Annotated in this window: 12 protein-coding genes; 5 read left to right on the top strand and 7 right to left on the bottom strand. The window is 61.1% G+C overall.

Translation table 11 applies throughout. From position 1 onward, the window contains the following. Positions 1–12: 12 nt before the first annotated feature. Both lgt and PQR62_RS18335 read right to left on the bottom strand, forming a co-directional pair. A complete protein-coding gene (gene lgt, locus PQR62_RS18340; RefSeq protein ID WP_408159453.1) occupies positions 13–843 on the bottom strand; it encodes a prolipoprotein diacylglyceryl transferase in 831 nt (276 codons plus the stop codon). Between the two features lie 95 nt (positions 844–938). Continuing rightward, positions 939–1,859 (bottom strand): LysR family transcriptional regulator, encoded by a 921-nt coding sequence (locus PQR62_RS18335; RefSeq protein ID WP_408159452.1) that lies wholly within the window; start codon positions 1,857–1,859, stop codon positions 939–941. 257 nt (positions 1,860–2,116) lie between these two features. Between PQR62_RS18335 and ilvD the strand changes: the two genes are divergently transcribed. Beyond that, positions 2,117–3,787, top strand: a complete 1,671-nt coding sequence (ilvD, locus tag PQR62_RS18330; protein WP_408159451.1) for a dihydroxy-acid dehydratase — start codon at positions 2,117–2,119, stop codon at positions 3,785–3,787. A gap of 266 nt (positions 3,788–4,053) precedes the next feature. Beyond that, positions 4,054–4,365, top strand: coding sequence for a c-type cytochrome (locus tag PQR62_RS18325; RefSeq protein ID WP_408159450.1), 312 nt, complete (start codon positions 4,054–4,056; stop codon positions 4,363–4,365). Between the two features lie 128 nt (positions 4,366–4,493). Here PQR62_RS18325 and PQR62_RS18320 read toward each other — a convergent pair whose 3' ends face one another. The 5 genes from PQR62_RS18320 to PQR62_RS18300 all read right to left on the bottom strand — a co-directional run bounded on the left by PQR62_RS18320 (position 4,494) and on the right by PQR62_RS18300 (position 12,404). After that, positions 4,494–5,384, bottom strand: a complete 891-nt coding sequence (locus PQR62_RS18320) for a hypothetical protein (protein ID WP_408159696.1) — start codon at positions 5,382–5,384, stop codon at positions 4,494–4,496. A gap of 139 nt (positions 5,385–5,523) precedes the next feature. Then, a complete protein-coding gene (gene cls, locus PQR62_RS18315; RefSeq protein WP_408159449.1) occupies positions 5,524–6,828 on the bottom strand; it encodes a cardiolipin synthase in 1,305 nt (434 codons plus the stop codon). A gap of 609 nt (positions 6,829–7,437) precedes the next feature. Beyond that, the gene (locus PQR62_RS18310; RefSeq protein ID WP_408159448.1) at positions 7,438–10,191 is read right to left on the bottom strand and encodes a PepSY domain-containing protein; all 2,754 of its coding nucleotides are present in this window, start codon (positions 10,189–10,191) and stop codon (positions 7,438–7,440) included. A gap of 355 nt (positions 10,192–10,546) precedes the next feature. Then, a complete protein-coding gene (locus PQR62_RS18305; RefSeq protein WP_408159447.1) occupies positions 10,547–11,443 on the bottom strand; it encodes an alpha/beta hydrolase in 897 nt (298 codons plus the stop codon). 55 nt (positions 11,444–11,498) lie between these two features. Further along, positions 11,499–12,404, bottom strand: a complete 906-nt coding sequence (locus PQR62_RS18300) for a LysR family transcriptional regulator (protein ID WP_408159446.1) — start codon at positions 12,402–12,404, stop codon at positions 11,499–11,501. 359 nt (positions 12,405–12,763) lie between these two features. Here PQR62_RS18300 and PQR62_RS18295 point away from each other — a divergent pair, with 359 nt between their 5' ends. From PQR62_RS18295 to fahA, 3 genes are read left to right on the top strand one after another with little or no spacing between them, the layout of a single operon-like run. Further along, positions 12,764–14,089 carry an MFS transporter gene (locus PQR62_RS18295; RefSeq protein WP_408159445.1) on the top strand — a complete coding sequence of 442 codons (1,326 nt, stop codon included), beginning with the start codon at positions 12,764–12,766 and terminating at the stop codon, positions 14,087–14,089. A gap of 49 nt (positions 14,090–14,138) precedes the next feature. Further along, entirely contained in the window at positions 14,139–15,494 is a 1,356-nt protein-coding gene (hmgA, locus tag PQR62_RS18290; RefSeq protein WP_408159444.1) for a homogentisate 1,2-dioxygenase, read from the top strand. Next, on the top strand, positions 15,491–16,828 hold the full coding sequence (gene fahA, locus PQR62_RS18285) for a fumarylacetoacetase (RefSeq protein ID WP_408159443.1): 1,338 nt from the start codon (positions 15,491–15,493) through the stop codon (positions 16,826–16,828). Before hmgA ends, fahA begins: the two co-directional genes overlap by 4 nt. Positions 16,829–16,833 lie beyond the last annotated feature (5 nt).

Below are 16,833 nucleotides of genomic sequence, written 5' to 3'. Positions count from 1 at the left end.
CGGATTGTTTTGCTACTTGCCGCTACCCGTTTGCAAAGCCGGCTGCGCCTGCTGCTTGTTGCGATAGGCCACCACCAGCAGGATGATCCCCAGAACGATCATCGGCACCGACAGCATCTGCCCGGCCGAGATGGTGATGCCGCCGAAGCTCACGTTGTAATCCGGTGTGCGGAAGTATTCGGTAAAGAAACGGGCGCAGCCGTACAGCAGCGAAAACATGCCGGCCACCGCCATGCGCGGGCGCGGATTGCGTGCGAAGAACCACAGGATGATGAACAGCAGAATGCCGTCCACCAGCATCTGATAGATGGGCGAAGGATGGCGCGGGATGTTGTCGACATTGGGCCAGATCATCGCCCATGGCAGCGAAGGATCGGCCGGGCGGCCCGGCAATTCGGCGTTGATGAAATTGCCGAGGCGGCCGGCAGCGTAGCCCAGCGGCACCATGGGCGCGATGAAGTCCATGATGTCCATCAGATGACGGCCGCGCTTGCGGCCCCAGATAGCCATTGCGATCAGTACCCCGAGGAAGCCGCCGTGGAAGGACATGCCGCCTTTCCACACCGCGATCATGTCGGCCGGATTGGCGAAATAGTAGGCCGGGTTGTAGAACAGGATTTCACCCAGGCGGCCGCCGATCACCACGCCCAGCACGCCGTAGAACAGCATGTCGTCCAGGTCCTCCTTCTTCCAGCCGACGGCGGCAATGTGGGGCTGCCGGATGCGCAGGCGTCCGATCAAGATGAACTGGGCAAACGCCAGCAGGTACATCAGGCCGTACCAATGTACGGCGAGCGGGCCGACCGAAAAGGCGATCGGATTGGGCATGGGGTGGATCAGCATGAGTGGGGCTTTCTTAACGTTTTTTGTATTGTTCTTGCGCAGGCAGCGCGGGCATCAATGAGGCCTTGCTTGGAGCACGCGTCTTCGAAACAAGTTCAGCTTGCGCCGTCGTCCGCCACCGGGGTATCGATCAGTTCGAGAAAGGCGCGCAACACCGTGGACTGGCTGTCGCGGCGCCAGGCCAGACCGGTTTCAATTGATGGCACCTTGCCGGTCAGCCGCCGGTAATCGACGCCGGGGCGTTTCAGATTCGACACGGATTGTGGCACAAGCGCCATTCCCATGCCAGCCGACACCAGGCCGACGATGGTTTGCATCTGGATCGCCTCCTGGCTGATATGCGGCGTCACGCCGGCATCGCGGAAGCAGCTCAGGATGGTGTCGTGAAATGCGGGCGAGATGCGGCGCGGAAAAATGATCAGCGGCAACTCCTTGAGCGACTTCAAGGCTACCGGTGCATTGCCGCGCACCGCGCCCGCCGGCAGCGCGGCGATCAGCGGTTCCGACAGCACCGGGCGATAGTCCAGCGTCGCCAGGGCCTTGTCGGGCAGCGGCGGCAGCAGCAGGCCGGCGTCGATCTTGCCCTGCGTCAGATCTTCCAGCTGGATGTCGGTGGTGGCTTCGCGCAGATCGATCTGCACCTGAGGATAGCGCGCCCGAAAACGCTGCAGCAGCGGCGGCAGGATGCTGTAATCGGCGGTCGAGATGAACGACAGCGACAGCAGGCCGGAGGTGCCGCTGGCGGCGCGGCGCGCCAGATCGGGCAGAGCGGCGGCCTGCTGCAGGATGCGTTGCGCTTCCGGCAGCAGCGCCAGGCCGGCCGGCGTCAGGCTGACGCTGCGCTTGGTGCGGGCGAACAGCGGCGTACCCAGCATTTCTTCCAGCGCCTGTATGGTTTGCGACAGCGGCGGCTGTGTCATGTGCAGCCGCTGGGCGGCGCGGCCGAAATGTTTTTCTTCGGCAACGGCGACGAAGTAGCGCAGTTGGCGCAGTTCCAGACGGGACTCGTGATTCATATGCATTCCATATTAGTCTGCAACGAATCATATATTTGACAGGCGACACCACGCAAGGCACTCTGAACGCCAGCCAGAACTCATTCCCGACTGTCCATGCCCGTCGGCAGCGCTCATCGCGCTGCTCGTCCGGCAAGCGATCAATCACGATCACGCTTGCCAGGCCGGCGCCGCAGCTTCCATCAAAAGTCGAGGGTTCACGCCAGTAGCTCCTGGCCGAACGGGGAGGGTTCTCATTGTTCAACCAGGAGACAGACATGACATTCAATCGCCGTTCCAAAAACATTACCCAAGGCATTTCGCGCAGCCCCAACCGTTCCATGTATTACGCGCTGGGCTACGAAAAGGACGACTTCGACAAGCCGATGATCGGCATCGCCAACGGTCATTCCACCATCACTCCGTGCAACTCCGGCCTGCAAAAACTGGCCGATGTCGCCATCTCCACCATCAAGCAGGCCGGCGCCAATCCGCAGGTGTTCGGTACGCCCACCATTTCCGACGGCATGTCGATGGGCACCGAAGGCATGAAGTATTCGCTGATCTCGCGCGAAGTGATTGCCGACTGCATCGAGACCGCCGTCAACGGCCAGTGGATGGACGGCGTGGTGGTCATCGGCGGTTGCGACAAGAACATGCCGGGCGGCATGATCGCGCTGGCGCGCACCAATGTGCCGGGCATCTACGTCTACGGCGGCACCATCAAGCCGGGCAACTGGAAGGGCAAGGACCTGACCATCGTTTCGGCCTTCGAAGCGGTGGGTGAATTCTCGGCCGGCCGCATGTCGCAGGAAGACTTCGACGGCATCGAACGCAATGCCTGTCCCTCCTCCGGCTCCTGCGGCGGCATGTACACCGCCAACACCATGTCGTCCGCCTTCGAAGCGCTGGGCATGGGCCTGTTCTATTCTTCCACCATGGCCAATCCCGACGATGAAAAGACCGGCTCCGCCGCCGAGTCGGCACGCGTGCTGGTCGAAGCCGTGAAGAAGGACATCAAGCCGCGCGACATCATCACCCGCAAGTCCATCGAAAATGCGGTGAGCCTGATCATGGCCACCGGCGGCTCCACCAATGCCGTGCTGCACTTTCTGGCGATCGCGCACGCCGCCGAAGTCGAATGGACCATCGACGACTTCGAGCGTATGCGCCAGAAAGTGCCGGTTATCTGCGACCTCAAGCCTTCCGGCAAATATGTTGCGACCGATTTGCACAAGGCCGGCGGTATTCCGGCGGTGTTGAAGGTGCTGCATCAGGCCGGCCTGCTGCACGGCGATTGCCTGACCATCACCGGCAAGACGATTGCGGAAGAGCTGGAAAACATTCCCGACCTGCGCAGCGATCAGGACGTGATCCGTCCTATCGACAAGGCGCTGTACAAGCAAGGCCATCTGGCCATCCTCAAGGGCAATCTGGCGCCGGAAGGTTGCGTCGCCAAGATCACTGGTCTGAAGAATCCGGTCATCACCGGTCCGGCACGCGTGTTCGAAGATGAATACACCGCCATGGACGCGATCCTGGCCGACAAGATCAAGCCGGGCGACGTGCTGGTGATGCGTTATCTGGGGCCGAAGGGCGGGCCCGGCATGCCGGAGATGCTGGCGCCGACTTCCGCCTTGATCGGCAAGGGCCTCGGCGAATCGGTAGGCCTGATCACCGACGGCCGTTTCTCGGGCGGCACCTGGGGCATGGTGGTCGGCCACGTGGCGCCGGAGGCATTCGTCGGCGGCACCATCGGTCTGGTGGAAGAGGGGGACTCGGTCACCATCGATGCGCGTCAGTTGCTGATCCAGCTGAATGTGCCGGAAGAAGAAATCGCACGCCGTCGCGCCAACTGGAAACAACCTGCGCCGCGTTATACCCGCGGCGTGCTGGCCAAGTACGCAGCGCTGGCGTCCACCGCCAGCAAGGGCGCCGTGACCGGCTGATGCCGACTCAGCGTCTGGCAGCATGCGCAGCGAGAGAAAAGCCGGAGCGATCCGGCTTTTTTATTGCACGTCTGTCCGGCATGTTGACCTTTCCGGATCGCGCAGCCGGTGTCATTCTCTGCCGTATTCCGATCGCCCGCAAAGCAGGCCTGGGTCGCTGCGCTTAGGGCTGCGGATGAAGGATTGCTTATGATGCTTATACTCGGCAGCAGATAATGGTGCGCCTGCAAAGCGGGTTAGAATGTGCCCGTCGAAAAGGAGTCCCTATGAAACATCTGCTGTTGATGGCATCGCTGCTGACGGGCGCCTTGCTGTCGTCTCAGGCTTCGGCCAACCCCGATCTGGCCAAGGCCAAAAACTGCATGGCCTGCCACACCGTGAACAACAAAGTGGTCGGCCCGGCCTTCAAGGACATCGCCAGGAAATACGCCGGGCAGAAAGATGCCGAAGCCAAGCTGGCCCACAAAGTGGTCAACGGCGGCGGCGGCGTATGGGGTGCGGTGCCGATGCCGGCCAATCGTCAGGTGTCGGAAGCGGAAGCGCAGACGCTGGTGAAATGGATACTCACGCTGAAGTAAATCATCTGCCGCTTGCCGCTGGCTGCATCCGCGACGCTGCATGCGTACTCAAACAAAAAGGGAAACGTTGCGACGTTTCCCTTTTTGTTTTGGTGCGGAAGTTTCGCGGCAGGGCAGCGCGTCTTCAATCACTCCAGCTTGGTCTGCTGCCGCGCAATTTCATTGCGCTTCATCGACATGTACTCGCTGCGATCCACCTCATGCAATTGCGGCTTGTACAGCTCGGTGTCGTTGAACCAGCTCACCAGGCGCTTCTCCAGGCGCTGATCCGGCGGCGTTGCCAGGCTGTCGAGATAGGCGCTGATGGCCAGGTAATAGCGCATGGTATTGCGCTCGACCGTGGCGCGCACGCCGCGCACGTATTCCGGTTCGCCGTTGGCGCGTTTGCCGGTGACGGTGAAACCGACCTTGTCGCGGCCGATGGTCGCCAGATACGCACGCAAGGCGATCTTGCTGGCCATGCCGTAAGAGTAGGAATACATCAGATGCAAAAACGAGCGGCCATCGGGCAGTGGGATCGCTTCAATCCGGATGCGGTAATTGCTGGTGTCCAGCGGACCTTTATCTGCCTGCATTGCGGTTGAAAAATAAGTGTCGTTGCTGGCCAGGGTGCGATAGTTGAAATCGACGCGATAGGTATCGTCCAGATCCTGCTCCAGCTTCTTTCCGATGTGAACCCGCAGCATGGGTTTGTTCTGATCGTTCGTGATGCGGCAATACTTGGTGTTGAGATGCAGGATCAGAATATCGCACCAGTTGGCCGAACTGCCGAGCGCGGCATGCACCTGCGAAAACGGTGCATCCAGTATGGCGTAGATGTCGCCCTTGACGCTGTCCGAACTCTCGGCCGAATTCAGATACAGCGGCTTGCCGTACTGGTTGTGCAGCAGCTGATCCTTCAGCGTTTCGTACTGCTGACTCAGCCCGGCAGGGCCGTCCGGATTTTGTGCTGCGCCAGCGCTGGTTTCTGCGCGCGCGAGCGGTGACCAGCTCAGCAAGACGGCGCAAAAAACCAGCATCAGCGCCTGCAGGGGAATGACGTGAACACTGCGCAGCTTGGTGAATATCAATGGCAAACCTGACTCCTTTTCGTTTTTGCAGTTGCAAGCTCAGCCTTGGCCGGGCAATTGCAAGCCTCATGTAAAGGAGACTGCTTTCTTACAGCAAGCGTTCCCACAGGCGGGCGCCGAACTCCTTCATGCGCTCGCTGACCGGGCGCTCCTTCCATTGCTCCAGCGTAATTTCCTTTGAGGCGTCGAGATCGCGCTGAAACATGGTCTGCATCTGCGCGCCGAACTGGGTGCCGAGAATCACGGCGTTGATTTCCTGATTGAACACGAAGCTGCGCCAGTCCAGATTGGTGGAGCCGACCGTGGACCAGACATCGTCGATCAGCGCCGTCTTGGAATGCAGCAGCGCATCCTGACGCTCATAGATCTTGACGCCGTCGCGCAGCAATTCATCGTAGAAGGAACGCGAGGCGTAGAACACCAAAGAGGAGTCGCTCTTGCTCGGCAGGATCAGGCGCACATCGACGCCGCGCGCGACCGCATTCTTGAGCGCTTCGCGCAATTGCGGATCGGGAACGAAGTAGGCGTTGGTCAGATAGACCTTGGCTTCGGCGTGATTGATGGCCGAGATGAAGGTGGCGTAGATCACGCTGTAAGGCTCATCCGGCGCGCTGCCGATAGCGCGCACGATGTCGTTGCCGGCCGGCGCGACCGTAGGAAAATAGGCATGCTCGCCGAGATCGGGTCCATGCTGTTTCTGCCACGTTTCCATGAACAGCTTCTGGAATTCGGCGACCACCGGGCCATCCACCCGCACCTGGGTATCGCGCCATGGGACATCCTTGGCGTCGGCGTCACGCTTGGGTTTCCGGGATTTGCTGAAGGAGCCGGCGGAGTACACGCTGCTGATGTTGATGCCGCCGACGAAGGCGGTCTTGCCGTCCACGATCAGCAGCTTGCGGTGGTCGCGCTGATTGACTTCCCAATCTTTGCGCGCGACGGCCGGGTTGATCGGATTGAACTCCAGGACCTTGATGCCGCTGTCTATCATCGGCTGGAAGAAGCCGCGCGGCGTGCTCAGCGAGCCGACGCTGTCATACATCAGGTTGACCTGTACGCCGCTTTTCTGCTTGTTGATCAGCGCCTGCGCAAACTGATGGCCGACGTCATCGTCTTCCATGATGTAAGTTTCCATGTTGATGTGCTGGCGCGCATCCTTGATGGCGGCAAACATGGAGGCGTAAGTGGCGGGGCCGTCGATCAGCAGGCTGATCTTGTTGCCGGTCACCAGCGGCGTGCCGGTAATGGCGTTTTCCACTTCCAGATGCCGTTCCAGTATCGGATTGTCGGCATCGCTCTTTTTCATCTTGGCGAGTATGGCCTTGGTCTGCTGCTCGCTCAGCACGCCGCGGCCGCCGGTCATTTTGATCGACTCCGACGAGCGCATGTCCATGTCGGGTACCACGCGCGGCAGCGAGCCGCAGCCGCTCAGCAATGCACATAGGACGCAACTCAGCACGAGCAGCGATGAGGCTGCAGGACGCTTGGTTCGGCTTGTATTTTTTATTGAAGCGAACTGATTCATGGTGATCCCGGCGCGGAGGTTGGCTTGATCGTAAGGCTGGAAAATCGCGATGCGGCACGGCGGTGAAGCGGCTTGATCCGGCTATCAGGCCAAGTCTCTTCGCTCTTTGTTTTGGTCGCGCGCTGTTGAACTCTTGAACTCTTGCTCTCGCTGGAGCAATCCTGCATGACAGCCGCTCTGCTGAGCTTCTCTTGCCGTTTGAGTATAGGTGCGCAGCGCATTTTGCTCTAGCGCACAAAATGCACTACGGCCCGCCGGGCGCGTGAATCAGTATCGTCCTACAAGAAAAAGCGCAGGCTGCCTACAGCCTGTGTTGTTTGCATGGTAAGGCTGCCGCAGAGCGTCGGGGCGAAAAAAAGCCACACCAGGATGTGCGGCTTTTTGGGGAGGTGCTTTTGACTCTGCCTGCAGAGCCAAAAACCGAGCTGAAAAAGAGTTAATAAATCGGGCCAATAAAACCGGGCCAATAAAACTGGGCTAATACACGTCGCGCCGATATCGATTGGCCGCGATCAGGTCTTCTACGCCACTCTGACCAAGCACTTCTTCCAGTGCCGCATCGACTCCGGCAGCCATGCCATCCAGGCTGCCGCAGACATACAGCACCGCGCCGTCGCGTACCCATTCGCGGATGGCATCGCCGGCCTCGCGCAGCTTGTCCTGAACGTAGATGCGTTCAGTCTGGTCGCGCGAGAAAGCGAGATCGACGCGTTCCAGCATGCCGCTGTGTTGCCATTGTTCGATCTCGGCCTGATACAGATAATCGAAGCGGCGATTGCGTTCGCCGAACAGCAGCCAGTTGCGCGGTTCGCCGCGGCGCATGCGCTCGCGCAGATGACTGCGCAGACCGGCCAGACCGGAGCCGTTGCCGATGAAGATCGCCGCTGCGCTGTCTGCAACATCTTCAGTTTCCTGATGCTCTGCGCAGGCCAGCTCAAAACTGCGATTCGGCAGAATTCGCAAGTCGAGCGCGCCACCCAGCGGCGCGTACTCGGTCAGCCAGCCGGAGGCCAGACCCAGCCCATCTTCATGGCTGACCTGGCGCACCAGCAGATGCACTGCGCCGTCCTGCGGTATCGATGCGATTGAATAGCGGCGTGGGCTCAATGCTTGCAACGAATCGGTCAGCGCCTGGGCGACAATCTGCGCTTGTGTCCTGGTATCGCCTTCCAGGTGATACGTCACCGGCAGCACGCTGCGCGCCAATGCCGCGCTGAGCGTACAGGGCCGGCCGGCATACGTGACGCCGATTTCGCCATCCAGTTGCCAGCGGCGCAGCAGCGCTTCGACGCGATCGGGAGCATGGCGCGGCAGAATTTCCACCAGCGCGCCTGACTTCCATTGCGCAGCATGTCCGTCTTCAGGGCGCAACTCCAGATGGAAGATAGGCTGGCCCAGGCTGCCGTTGTTGAGCAGCAAGCGTTCGCTGAGTTGCCACGCGCTGTAGGCGTCACCGTCGTCGCTCAGATCGGCGCTGAACGCATCGGAGGCGATTTCGGCAGCCGAATGAGGGGCGTCGGCGCTGTCGGCCCGGTAACCGATCCAGCCGCTCAAGCCATGTTGCCAGACTTGCAGCGCAGCCTTGTCCATACGATCCACTTCCACCATCGGGAACGCTGCATGTGCGCCGCGGTTGCGCAGCCAGTGATCGAGCGTGTGGCCGAAGCCGCAGAATTTCACGTAGTTACGGTCGCCCAGTGCCAGCATCGCGTATTCCACATGCGCCAGCGCTTCGCCCGATTCGAACTGCATGCGCTTGGCAAAGGCGCGCGCGCTGTCCGGCGCATCGCCTTCGCCGAAGGTGCTGACGATGAACAGGATGCGGTGGTGATGACGCAAGCGCTCAGGATTGAGGCGCGCCAGCGATTGCAGCGTGACCTCGGCGCCGGCCTGACGCATCAGCGCAGCGGTCTTGAGCGCCAGTTGTTCGGCCTGTCCCGCTTGCGAGGCGAAGGCGATCAGCAGCGGGCTGCTGTCTTGCGGGGTGGCCGCCGCAGCGCCGGTGGCGCTGATTTTGCCTGGCCGCAGCGGCGCCGTCACGGTCTCTTGCAGCGCTGCACGTTCAGCGCGCAGCAGGCGCTTTTTCCTGCGACGATCCAGATACAGCATCCAGCCGGTGATGCCGAAGAGAGGCAGGATCAGCGCGGCGATGGCCATGATGATGCGCCCCGGCAGACCGAAATAGGTGCCCATGTGCAGCGGATAGATCGCCGCGAGGAATTTGCCGCTCAGACCCTTGTCGCTGTAGCGTTCGCTCTGTTTCACTTCACCGTTCTGCAACTGGATCACCATGCGGCTGCGCGCGCGTTCATGCGGCGCACCGTGCGCCAGATACAGTACCTGCATGGTCTTGCCGGAGCGATCCGGCAGGCGCAGGCTGGCTTCGTCGTAGCCGCCCGATTCGCGCAGGAAGCTGGCCCAGGCCAGATCCAGATTGAGCGGTTTTTCTTCCTCTGCATTCTTTTCCTGCGTCTTCTCTTTGTCTCTGCGCCCGCCCTGATTGCCCTGGCCCTGCGGTCTGCCGCCGGCCGGCGGCGCAGCGCGCGCCGGCGCGGCTTCGCCCACCAGCGTGTTGACGCCTTGCTTGAACCAGTCGAACGACCAGTACATGCCGGTGGTGGTGAAGATCACATACATGATCAGCGCGCAGGTGCCGATGATGGAGTGCAGGTTCCACAGAAAGGAGCGGCCGGTCAGCTTGAAGTCGAGCCGGAACCAGGCCTGCAGCGACAGCGGCCGGCGCGGCCAGCGCAAGTACAGGCCGGACAGCGCCAGGATCAGCAGACACAGCGCCAGCGTGCCAAGCACGATCTTGCCGATCTCGACCGGCAGCAGCAGCCAGCGGTGCAGGCGTTCGGTGACTTCGAAGAATTCGCCGGCGGTCGGCGCCGGAAACACTTCGGCCGTGTAAGGATTGACGTAGCGTGCTTCGCCACGGCGCACCGAAGGCGGCGGCGCGAAGATGATGCGCGGCGACGTGCCGGGCGTGGCCGACAGGTTGATCGAGGTGATGCGTCGCTCCGGATGGCTCAGATGCACCTGGTCGATGATCTGTTGCGGCGTCAGCAGCGGTTGATTGCTGGCCGCGACGTGCATCATGCCCGGATTGAATACATTCAGCAGCTCTTCGCGGAAGGCCAGCGTCGCGCCGGTGACGCCGATCAGCATCAGGATGGTGCCGGCGGTGATGCCGATGAACCAGTGAATTTGAAACCAGATTTTCTTGAACATAGCGAATGGCAGTGGCGAAGGGCGAGCGGGCTACGGTGAATGTGCCCGGGCGGCTTGTTGTTATCTCGCCTGCGTGTTTCGCCAGCCTTCTGCGTGGATGAGATGCGGGCTGTCGCTAGCTGGCGAGTTGCGGCGGTGAGGCTTGCTTCTTTCGCGCCGCCAGGGCTGACGTGCGCATCAGTATCCCTCTGATGTACGAGTCTGATGTTGCATTGCGACAATGTCGGTGCGAAAGCCGTCTATTATAGTTGAATCGTAAATGATAACTATTGACATTTCTCGCAGCTCGCCATCGCGCGTAGCTTTATTGCCAATCCATCGCAGAGCAGTCCGTCCGCGGTTCAGTGCGGCGGGTCTAAGTGCCTGCCTTGACCCTGCATGCCTGTATCGCTTCATGCATCGCGCGCGTCAATTCGCTATTGCCGTCCGCCAAGACGTCGATGACATCCAGATGATGCGCCGCCGGCAGCGTCACGATGCGTGGTGTCATACCGCATGCGGTCAATGCCTGCGCATACCGATGTTGCTGATCATGGAACGCATCCGACTCGCGCCCGCCCACGGTCAGGATGACTTGCGTGGTCGATGCCGGCAGATGCTGCAGAGGGCTGTGGGCATCGATTTCAGCTTCACGCAGATGCAAATCCTGATTCAGATAACTCAGCGCCACGGGTTGCAGATCGTAGAGTCCGCTGATGCAGCAGATGCTGCGCAGTGCCGGAAATGCGTCCGGCTGCGAGGCTGTTGCGCCGGCCAGTGCGGCGGTGAGATGGCCGCCGGCCGAATGTCCGGCGAGGTGCATCTGATTGGGATCGAAGCGCAGCGAGGACGCCTGTTGAACCAGATAGTGCAGCGCCGCGCGGCAGTCGCCGGTAGTCTCGTCCATCGTCGCCTGCGGCGCTAGCCGGTAATTGATCAGCGCCACGTTGATGCCGGCCGCGACAAACGATGCCGCGACGTGGCTGAAGTCGCTCTTATCCAGACTGCGCCAGTAGCCGCCGTGGATGAACAGCAGCAGCGGCGCATTCCCGGCGTCGGCAGCGGCAGCGGCCGGGAAATAATCCAGCGTCTGCAAGGGATGATCGCCATATGGCAGATCGGCCTGAATCGCAACGCTGCGGCGGAAAGCCTCCGCCAATGTGCTGAAGCGATCAAAGTAGGCCTGAAAATTCGGAATGCCTAGCCGCACATTGTATTGGCGGTCGAGTTCTTCTTGCGTGTACTGGCGATACACCAGTCGGTCTGTACTCATGTTCGTCGCGTCTCCTGTATGTATGTTTTTGAAGTGCGGTCGGCATCCGGCGAAGTTATTCCGCGAAGCGTTCCGAGATCAGATTGCGCAGCCACTGATTGCCTTCATCCTGGTTGTAGCGGCGATGCCAGAAGATGTTGGTCTGCAGCGAGGGCAGTCGCAGCGGCGGCTTGATGTATTGCAGGTTGAAGGGTTTGGCCGCGCTCTCGGCCAGCTTGCGCGGCACTGTCACGACCAGATCGGTGCTGCTGACGATGTAAGGCACGGCGGTGAAATGCGGCACGCGGAATTGCGCGCTGGAGAAAATGCCGGCCTTTTCCAGATTCTGATTGATGCGGTCGTAGGGACTTTCCAGCGAAGACACCAGCAGATGCCGCGCCGCCAGGAACTCCTTGAGCGTCACCTCCCTGCCCGCCAGCGGATGGCCGGCGCGAAACATGCTGACGTAATTCTGGCGGAACAGCCTGCGTTGATACAACGCCTCCGAGACATCGTCGAAGGCGCCGATGGCCAGATCGACACGGCCGGATTCCATCTCGGTCTTGAGGTCGATGCTGCTGGCGCGCACCGTACCGATTTCAATGCCGGGCGCACGCTCATGCAGCAATTCGATCAGCGCCGGCATGAAATACACCTCGCCGACATCGGTCATGGCGATGGTGAAGACGCGCTGGCTGCTGTCGCTGGAAAACACCTGCTGCCGGTTCAGCGCGCGCGACACCAGCAACAGCGCTGAAGCGACCGGCTCGGCCAGTTGTTCGGCCAGCGGCGTCGGCTGCATGCCCTGCGCGGTGCGCACGAACAGTTCATCGTCGAAGCTGCGGCGCAGGCGCGACAGGGCATTGCTGACCGCCGGCTGCGACAGATTGAGGCGGCGCGCCACCGCAGAAATCTGGCGTTCCTGAAACACTTCCTGAAACACCACCAGCAGGTTCAGATCGATATCGCGCGGTTCCATCATGGTTGCAGTTCTCTTTCAGATTGAATCTTGCGGCGCTCGGTGCACTGCAGCATGGTTTGCGCGCGAATCGGCGTGGTTCTCGCCCGGCAATGCGGAGGCCCAGGTGCAGTCTAAGTCCGTCCGTGTTCTTCTTGTGTGTTCTCATGTCCAGATCACCATTATTCATGAAATCAATGATCTACATTTCCGTATTTATATCGTAGAACTGAACGCTTTGCACTAGAGTGTCAACCTAACAAAAACAATGAACCCATTTCACGAGACAGGCGCTCAGCCACCCTCTGCAGCTTGTCATGCCGCCCATCCTCGCTACCCGCGCCGGCGTCGTGAAATTCAATACTACAGATCGGAGAAGAGACATGAAGGGACCAGAGCTCGTTGTCGAGCAGGTTGTCGAGCAAAGCCGCTTCGGCGCATTTCAGTTCGGATTGCTTTTTTTATGCGGCCTGTGCCTGATCATCGATGGTTTCGATGTGCAGGCCATGGGCTATGTTGCACCCGCCATCATCAATGACTGGAACATCAGCAAGGCCAGCCTGGGGCCGGTATTCGGCGCCGGCCTGTTCGGCATGCTGCTCGGTTCGCTGGTGCTGACGCCGGTCGGCGATCGTTACGGACGACGTCCGGTGCTGATCATATCGACCCTGTTTTTCTCGGTCTGCATGTTGCTGACCACGCAAGTACAGACGCTGGATGCGCTGCTGGTGCTGCGCTTCATCACCGGCTTCGGGCTCGGCAGCATCATGCCCAATGCGATGGCGCTGGTCGGTGAATTCAGTCCCTCCAGTTCTCGCGTCACGCGCATGATGCTGGTGTCCTGCGGCTTCACCGTGGGTGCCGCCGCCGGCGGGTTTGTGAGCGCGGCGCTGATTCCGGCGCACGGCTGGCATGCGGTATTCTGGGTAGGCGGGCTGGTGCCCTTGCTGCTCGGCATTGCCATGCTGTTCTGGCTGCCCGAGTCGATTCAGTTTCTGGTCTTGCACAAACGCCCGCTGAGCAAGATTTCGCGCTGGCTGCGCAAGCTCGATCCTGCGCTGGTGATCAATGCCGATACCCGCATCGTGGTGAAGGAAGCCAGGAACGACGGCATGCCGGTGGCCGAACTGTTCCGCGGCGGCCGCGCCGGCATCACGCTGCTGCTGTGGCTGATCAGTTTCATGAATCTGATCAATCTGTATTTCCTTTCGAACTGGCTGCCGACCCTGATCAAGGATGCCGGCTATACCACCGGCATGGCGGTATTGATCGGCACCTCGCTGCAAGTCGGCGGCGTGGTCGGCACACTGACGCTGGGCTGGTTCATCAACCGTTTCGGATTCACCAAAGTGCTGGGCGCCTGCTTTATTACCGCCTGCGTTGCCATCGCCCTGATCGGCAAGGTGGCGGCGGTGCCGGCGCTGCTGTTCATCGCGGTGGTGGTGGCGGGTTTCTGCGTGGTGGGCGGTCAGCCGGCGGTGAATGCGCTGGCCGGCACCTACTATCCGACCTCGCTGCGCTCTACCGGCATCGGCTGGGCGCTGGGCATAGGCCGCATCGGTTCGGTGGTCGGCCCGGTGATCGGCGGTCAGTTGATCGCCATGCAATGGAGCAACGGTTCGCTGTTCATGGCGGCAGCGGTGCCGGCACTTATTTCAGCGGTGATGGTCGCACGCTTGCATTGGAGCAAAGGCGGCGCGACCGCCTGAAGTAAAAGATATCAAGCAGCAGGAAGCAGCATTGAGAAGGAGAGAGAGCATGAACAGCTTGGCAGAATCACATTTTTCAGCCCGTGAAGTGTCGGCGGACAAGAGCGCAAAGTCCGCAGGCTATCAGTCAGGTTTTGGCAATGAGTTCGCGACCGAAGCGCTGCCGGGCGCTTTGCCGCCGCATCAGAATTCGCCGCAGAAAGTGGCCTATGGTTTGTATGCGGAGCAGATTTCCGGCACCGCATTCACGGCGCCGCGCAGCCACAATCGCCGGTCGTGGGTGTATCGCATCCGGCCGGCTGCCGTGCATGAACCCTTCCGCCAGATCGACAGCGGCCTGCTGCTCAGCGATTTCAATGCCGTGCCCACCCCGCCCAATCAATTGCGCTGGGATCCGCAAACCATGCCCGATCAGCCTACCGATTTCGTCGAGGGACTGATCACCATGGCCGGCAACGGCTCGCCCGATGCGCAGAGCGGTTGTGCGATTCATCTCTATCTCGCCAATCGCGACATGACGGATCGCTTCTTCTATTCGGCTGATGGCGAACTGCTGATCGTGCCGCAGCAGGGGCGACTCGAATTGCGCACCGAGATGGGCGTGATCCATCTGGAGCCGCAGGAGATCGCGGTGATTCCGCGCGGCGTGCGTTTTCAGGTGCGCTTGCCGGACGGCCAGGCGCGCGGCTACATCTGCGAGAACTTCGGCGCGCTGTTCCGTCTGCCGGATCTGGGACCGCTGGGTTCCAACGGCCTCGCCAATCCGCGCGACTTCATGACGCCGCGCGCCTGGTACGAAGATCGCGAAGGCGACTTCACGTTGCTGGCGAAATTCGGCGGCCATCTGTGGCAGGCCGCCATCGCTCATTCGCCGCTGGACGTGGTGGCGTGGCACGGCAATTACGCGCCCTACAAATACGATCTGCGCCAGTTCAACACCATAGGCTCCATCAGTTACGATCACCCCGATCCCTCGATCTTTCTGGTGCTGCAGGCGCAGAGCGATACGCCGGGTGTGGACACGATCGATTTCGTGATCTTCCCGCCGCGCTGGCTGGCGGCTGAGCATACCTTCCGTCCACCCTGGTTCCATCGCAATGTGGCGAGCGAATTCATGGGCCTGATTCATGGCGAGTACGATGCCAAGGCCGATGGCTTCCGTCCCGGCGGCGGCAGTCTGCACAACTGCATGACCGGCCACGGACCGGATGCTGCGACGTTTGAGAAGGCCTCGCAAGGCGATGTCAGCCAGCCGCGCAAGGTGGACGACACCATGGCCTTCATGTTCGAGACGCGTCAGGTGATTCGTCCGACGCGCTACGCATTGGAAACGCCGACGCTGCAAGCCAACTATTACAAGTGCTGGAGCGACATCAAAAAGAACTTCAACCCGGAGCAACAATGAGCATGCAATTGAACGAAACCCACGACGCCGCGCTGCGCAGCTGGCTGCAAAGCGCGAACGACGCAGAATGCGAATTCCCCTTGCAGAATCTGCCTTACGGCGTGTTCCGTCGCCGTGGCGAAGACGAGCAAAGCTGGCGCGCCGGCGTCGCCATCGGCGATCAGATTCTTGACCTGCGCGCGGCGCATGCGGCCGGTGTGTTTGGCGACGCAGAACAGTTGGCGCAGCAAGCAGTTATTGCAGCGGCGCAGGGCGTTTCGCTGAATGCCTTGATGCAGCTCGGCGCCGCCTCGTGGTCGGCCTTGCGTCTGGCCTTGTCGCGCGTGCTGCGCGCCGGCGCCAGGCATGAAGACAAGCTGCGCGCTTGTCTGCTGCCGCAGGCCGAGGCCGAATACAATCTGCCGGCACAGATCGGCGACTATACCGATTTCTACACCTCGATTCATCACGCCACCGCCATCGGCAAGCTGTTCCGTCCGGACAATCCACTCCTGCCGAATTACAAATGGGTGCCGATCGGTTATCACGGCCGATCTTCCTCCATCGGCGTCAGCGGTCAGCAGTTTCGCCGCCCGGTCGGACAGATCAAGGCGCCCGATAGCGAGACCCCGGTGCTGGCGCCCTGCAAGCGGCTCGACTATGAACTGGAGGTCGGCATCTTCATCGGCGGCGGCAATGCGCTGGGCGAGACGATCTCCATCGCACAGGCGGAGCAGAGCGTGTTCGGCCTGTGCCTGCTGAACGACTGGTCGGCGCGCGATGTGCAGGCCTGGGAATATCAACCGCTCGGCCCTTTCCTGGCAAAGAATTTCGCTTCCACCATCTCGCCCTGGATCGTCACGCTGGAAGCACTGGCGCCTTATCGTGCAGCATGGACGCGCGACGCCGCCGATCCGCAGCCGCTGGCCTATCTGGATTCGCCGCAACTGCGCGATGCCGGCGCCATCGATCTGCAACTGGAAGTATTGATTCAGACGCCGGCGATGCGCGAAGCGGGCTTGCCGCCGCAGCGTTTGTCGGCCTCCAACTTCCGCGATTCGTACTGGAGCGTGTCGCAACTGGTGGCGCATCACACCGTCAACGGTTGCAATATGCGCGCCGGCGATCTGCTGGGCTCGGGCACGCAATCGGGGGCGCGTCCGGAAGAAGCCGGCTCGCTGCTGGAACTGAGCGGCGGCGGAAAAAAAGCCGTCGAACTGGCCAATGGCGAAAAGCGCATCTTCATTGAAGACGGCGACAGCATCGTCATGCGCGCGGTCGCACACAAGGCCGGCTTGCCGCGCATAGGCTTCGGCGAAGTGGTCGGCACGGTGCTGCCGGCGCGTGCGCTCTGAGCCTT

The sequence above is a fragment of the Herbaspirillum lusitanum genome (assembly GCF_046025995.1).
Taxonomy (GTDB): Bacteria; Pseudomonadota; Gammaproteobacteria; order Burkholderiales; family Burkholderiaceae_D; genus Herbaspirillum; species Herbaspirillum lusitanum_A.
Note: the sequence above shows the minus strand (reverse complement) of the source record. Positions and strands in the feature narration are given on the sequence as shown.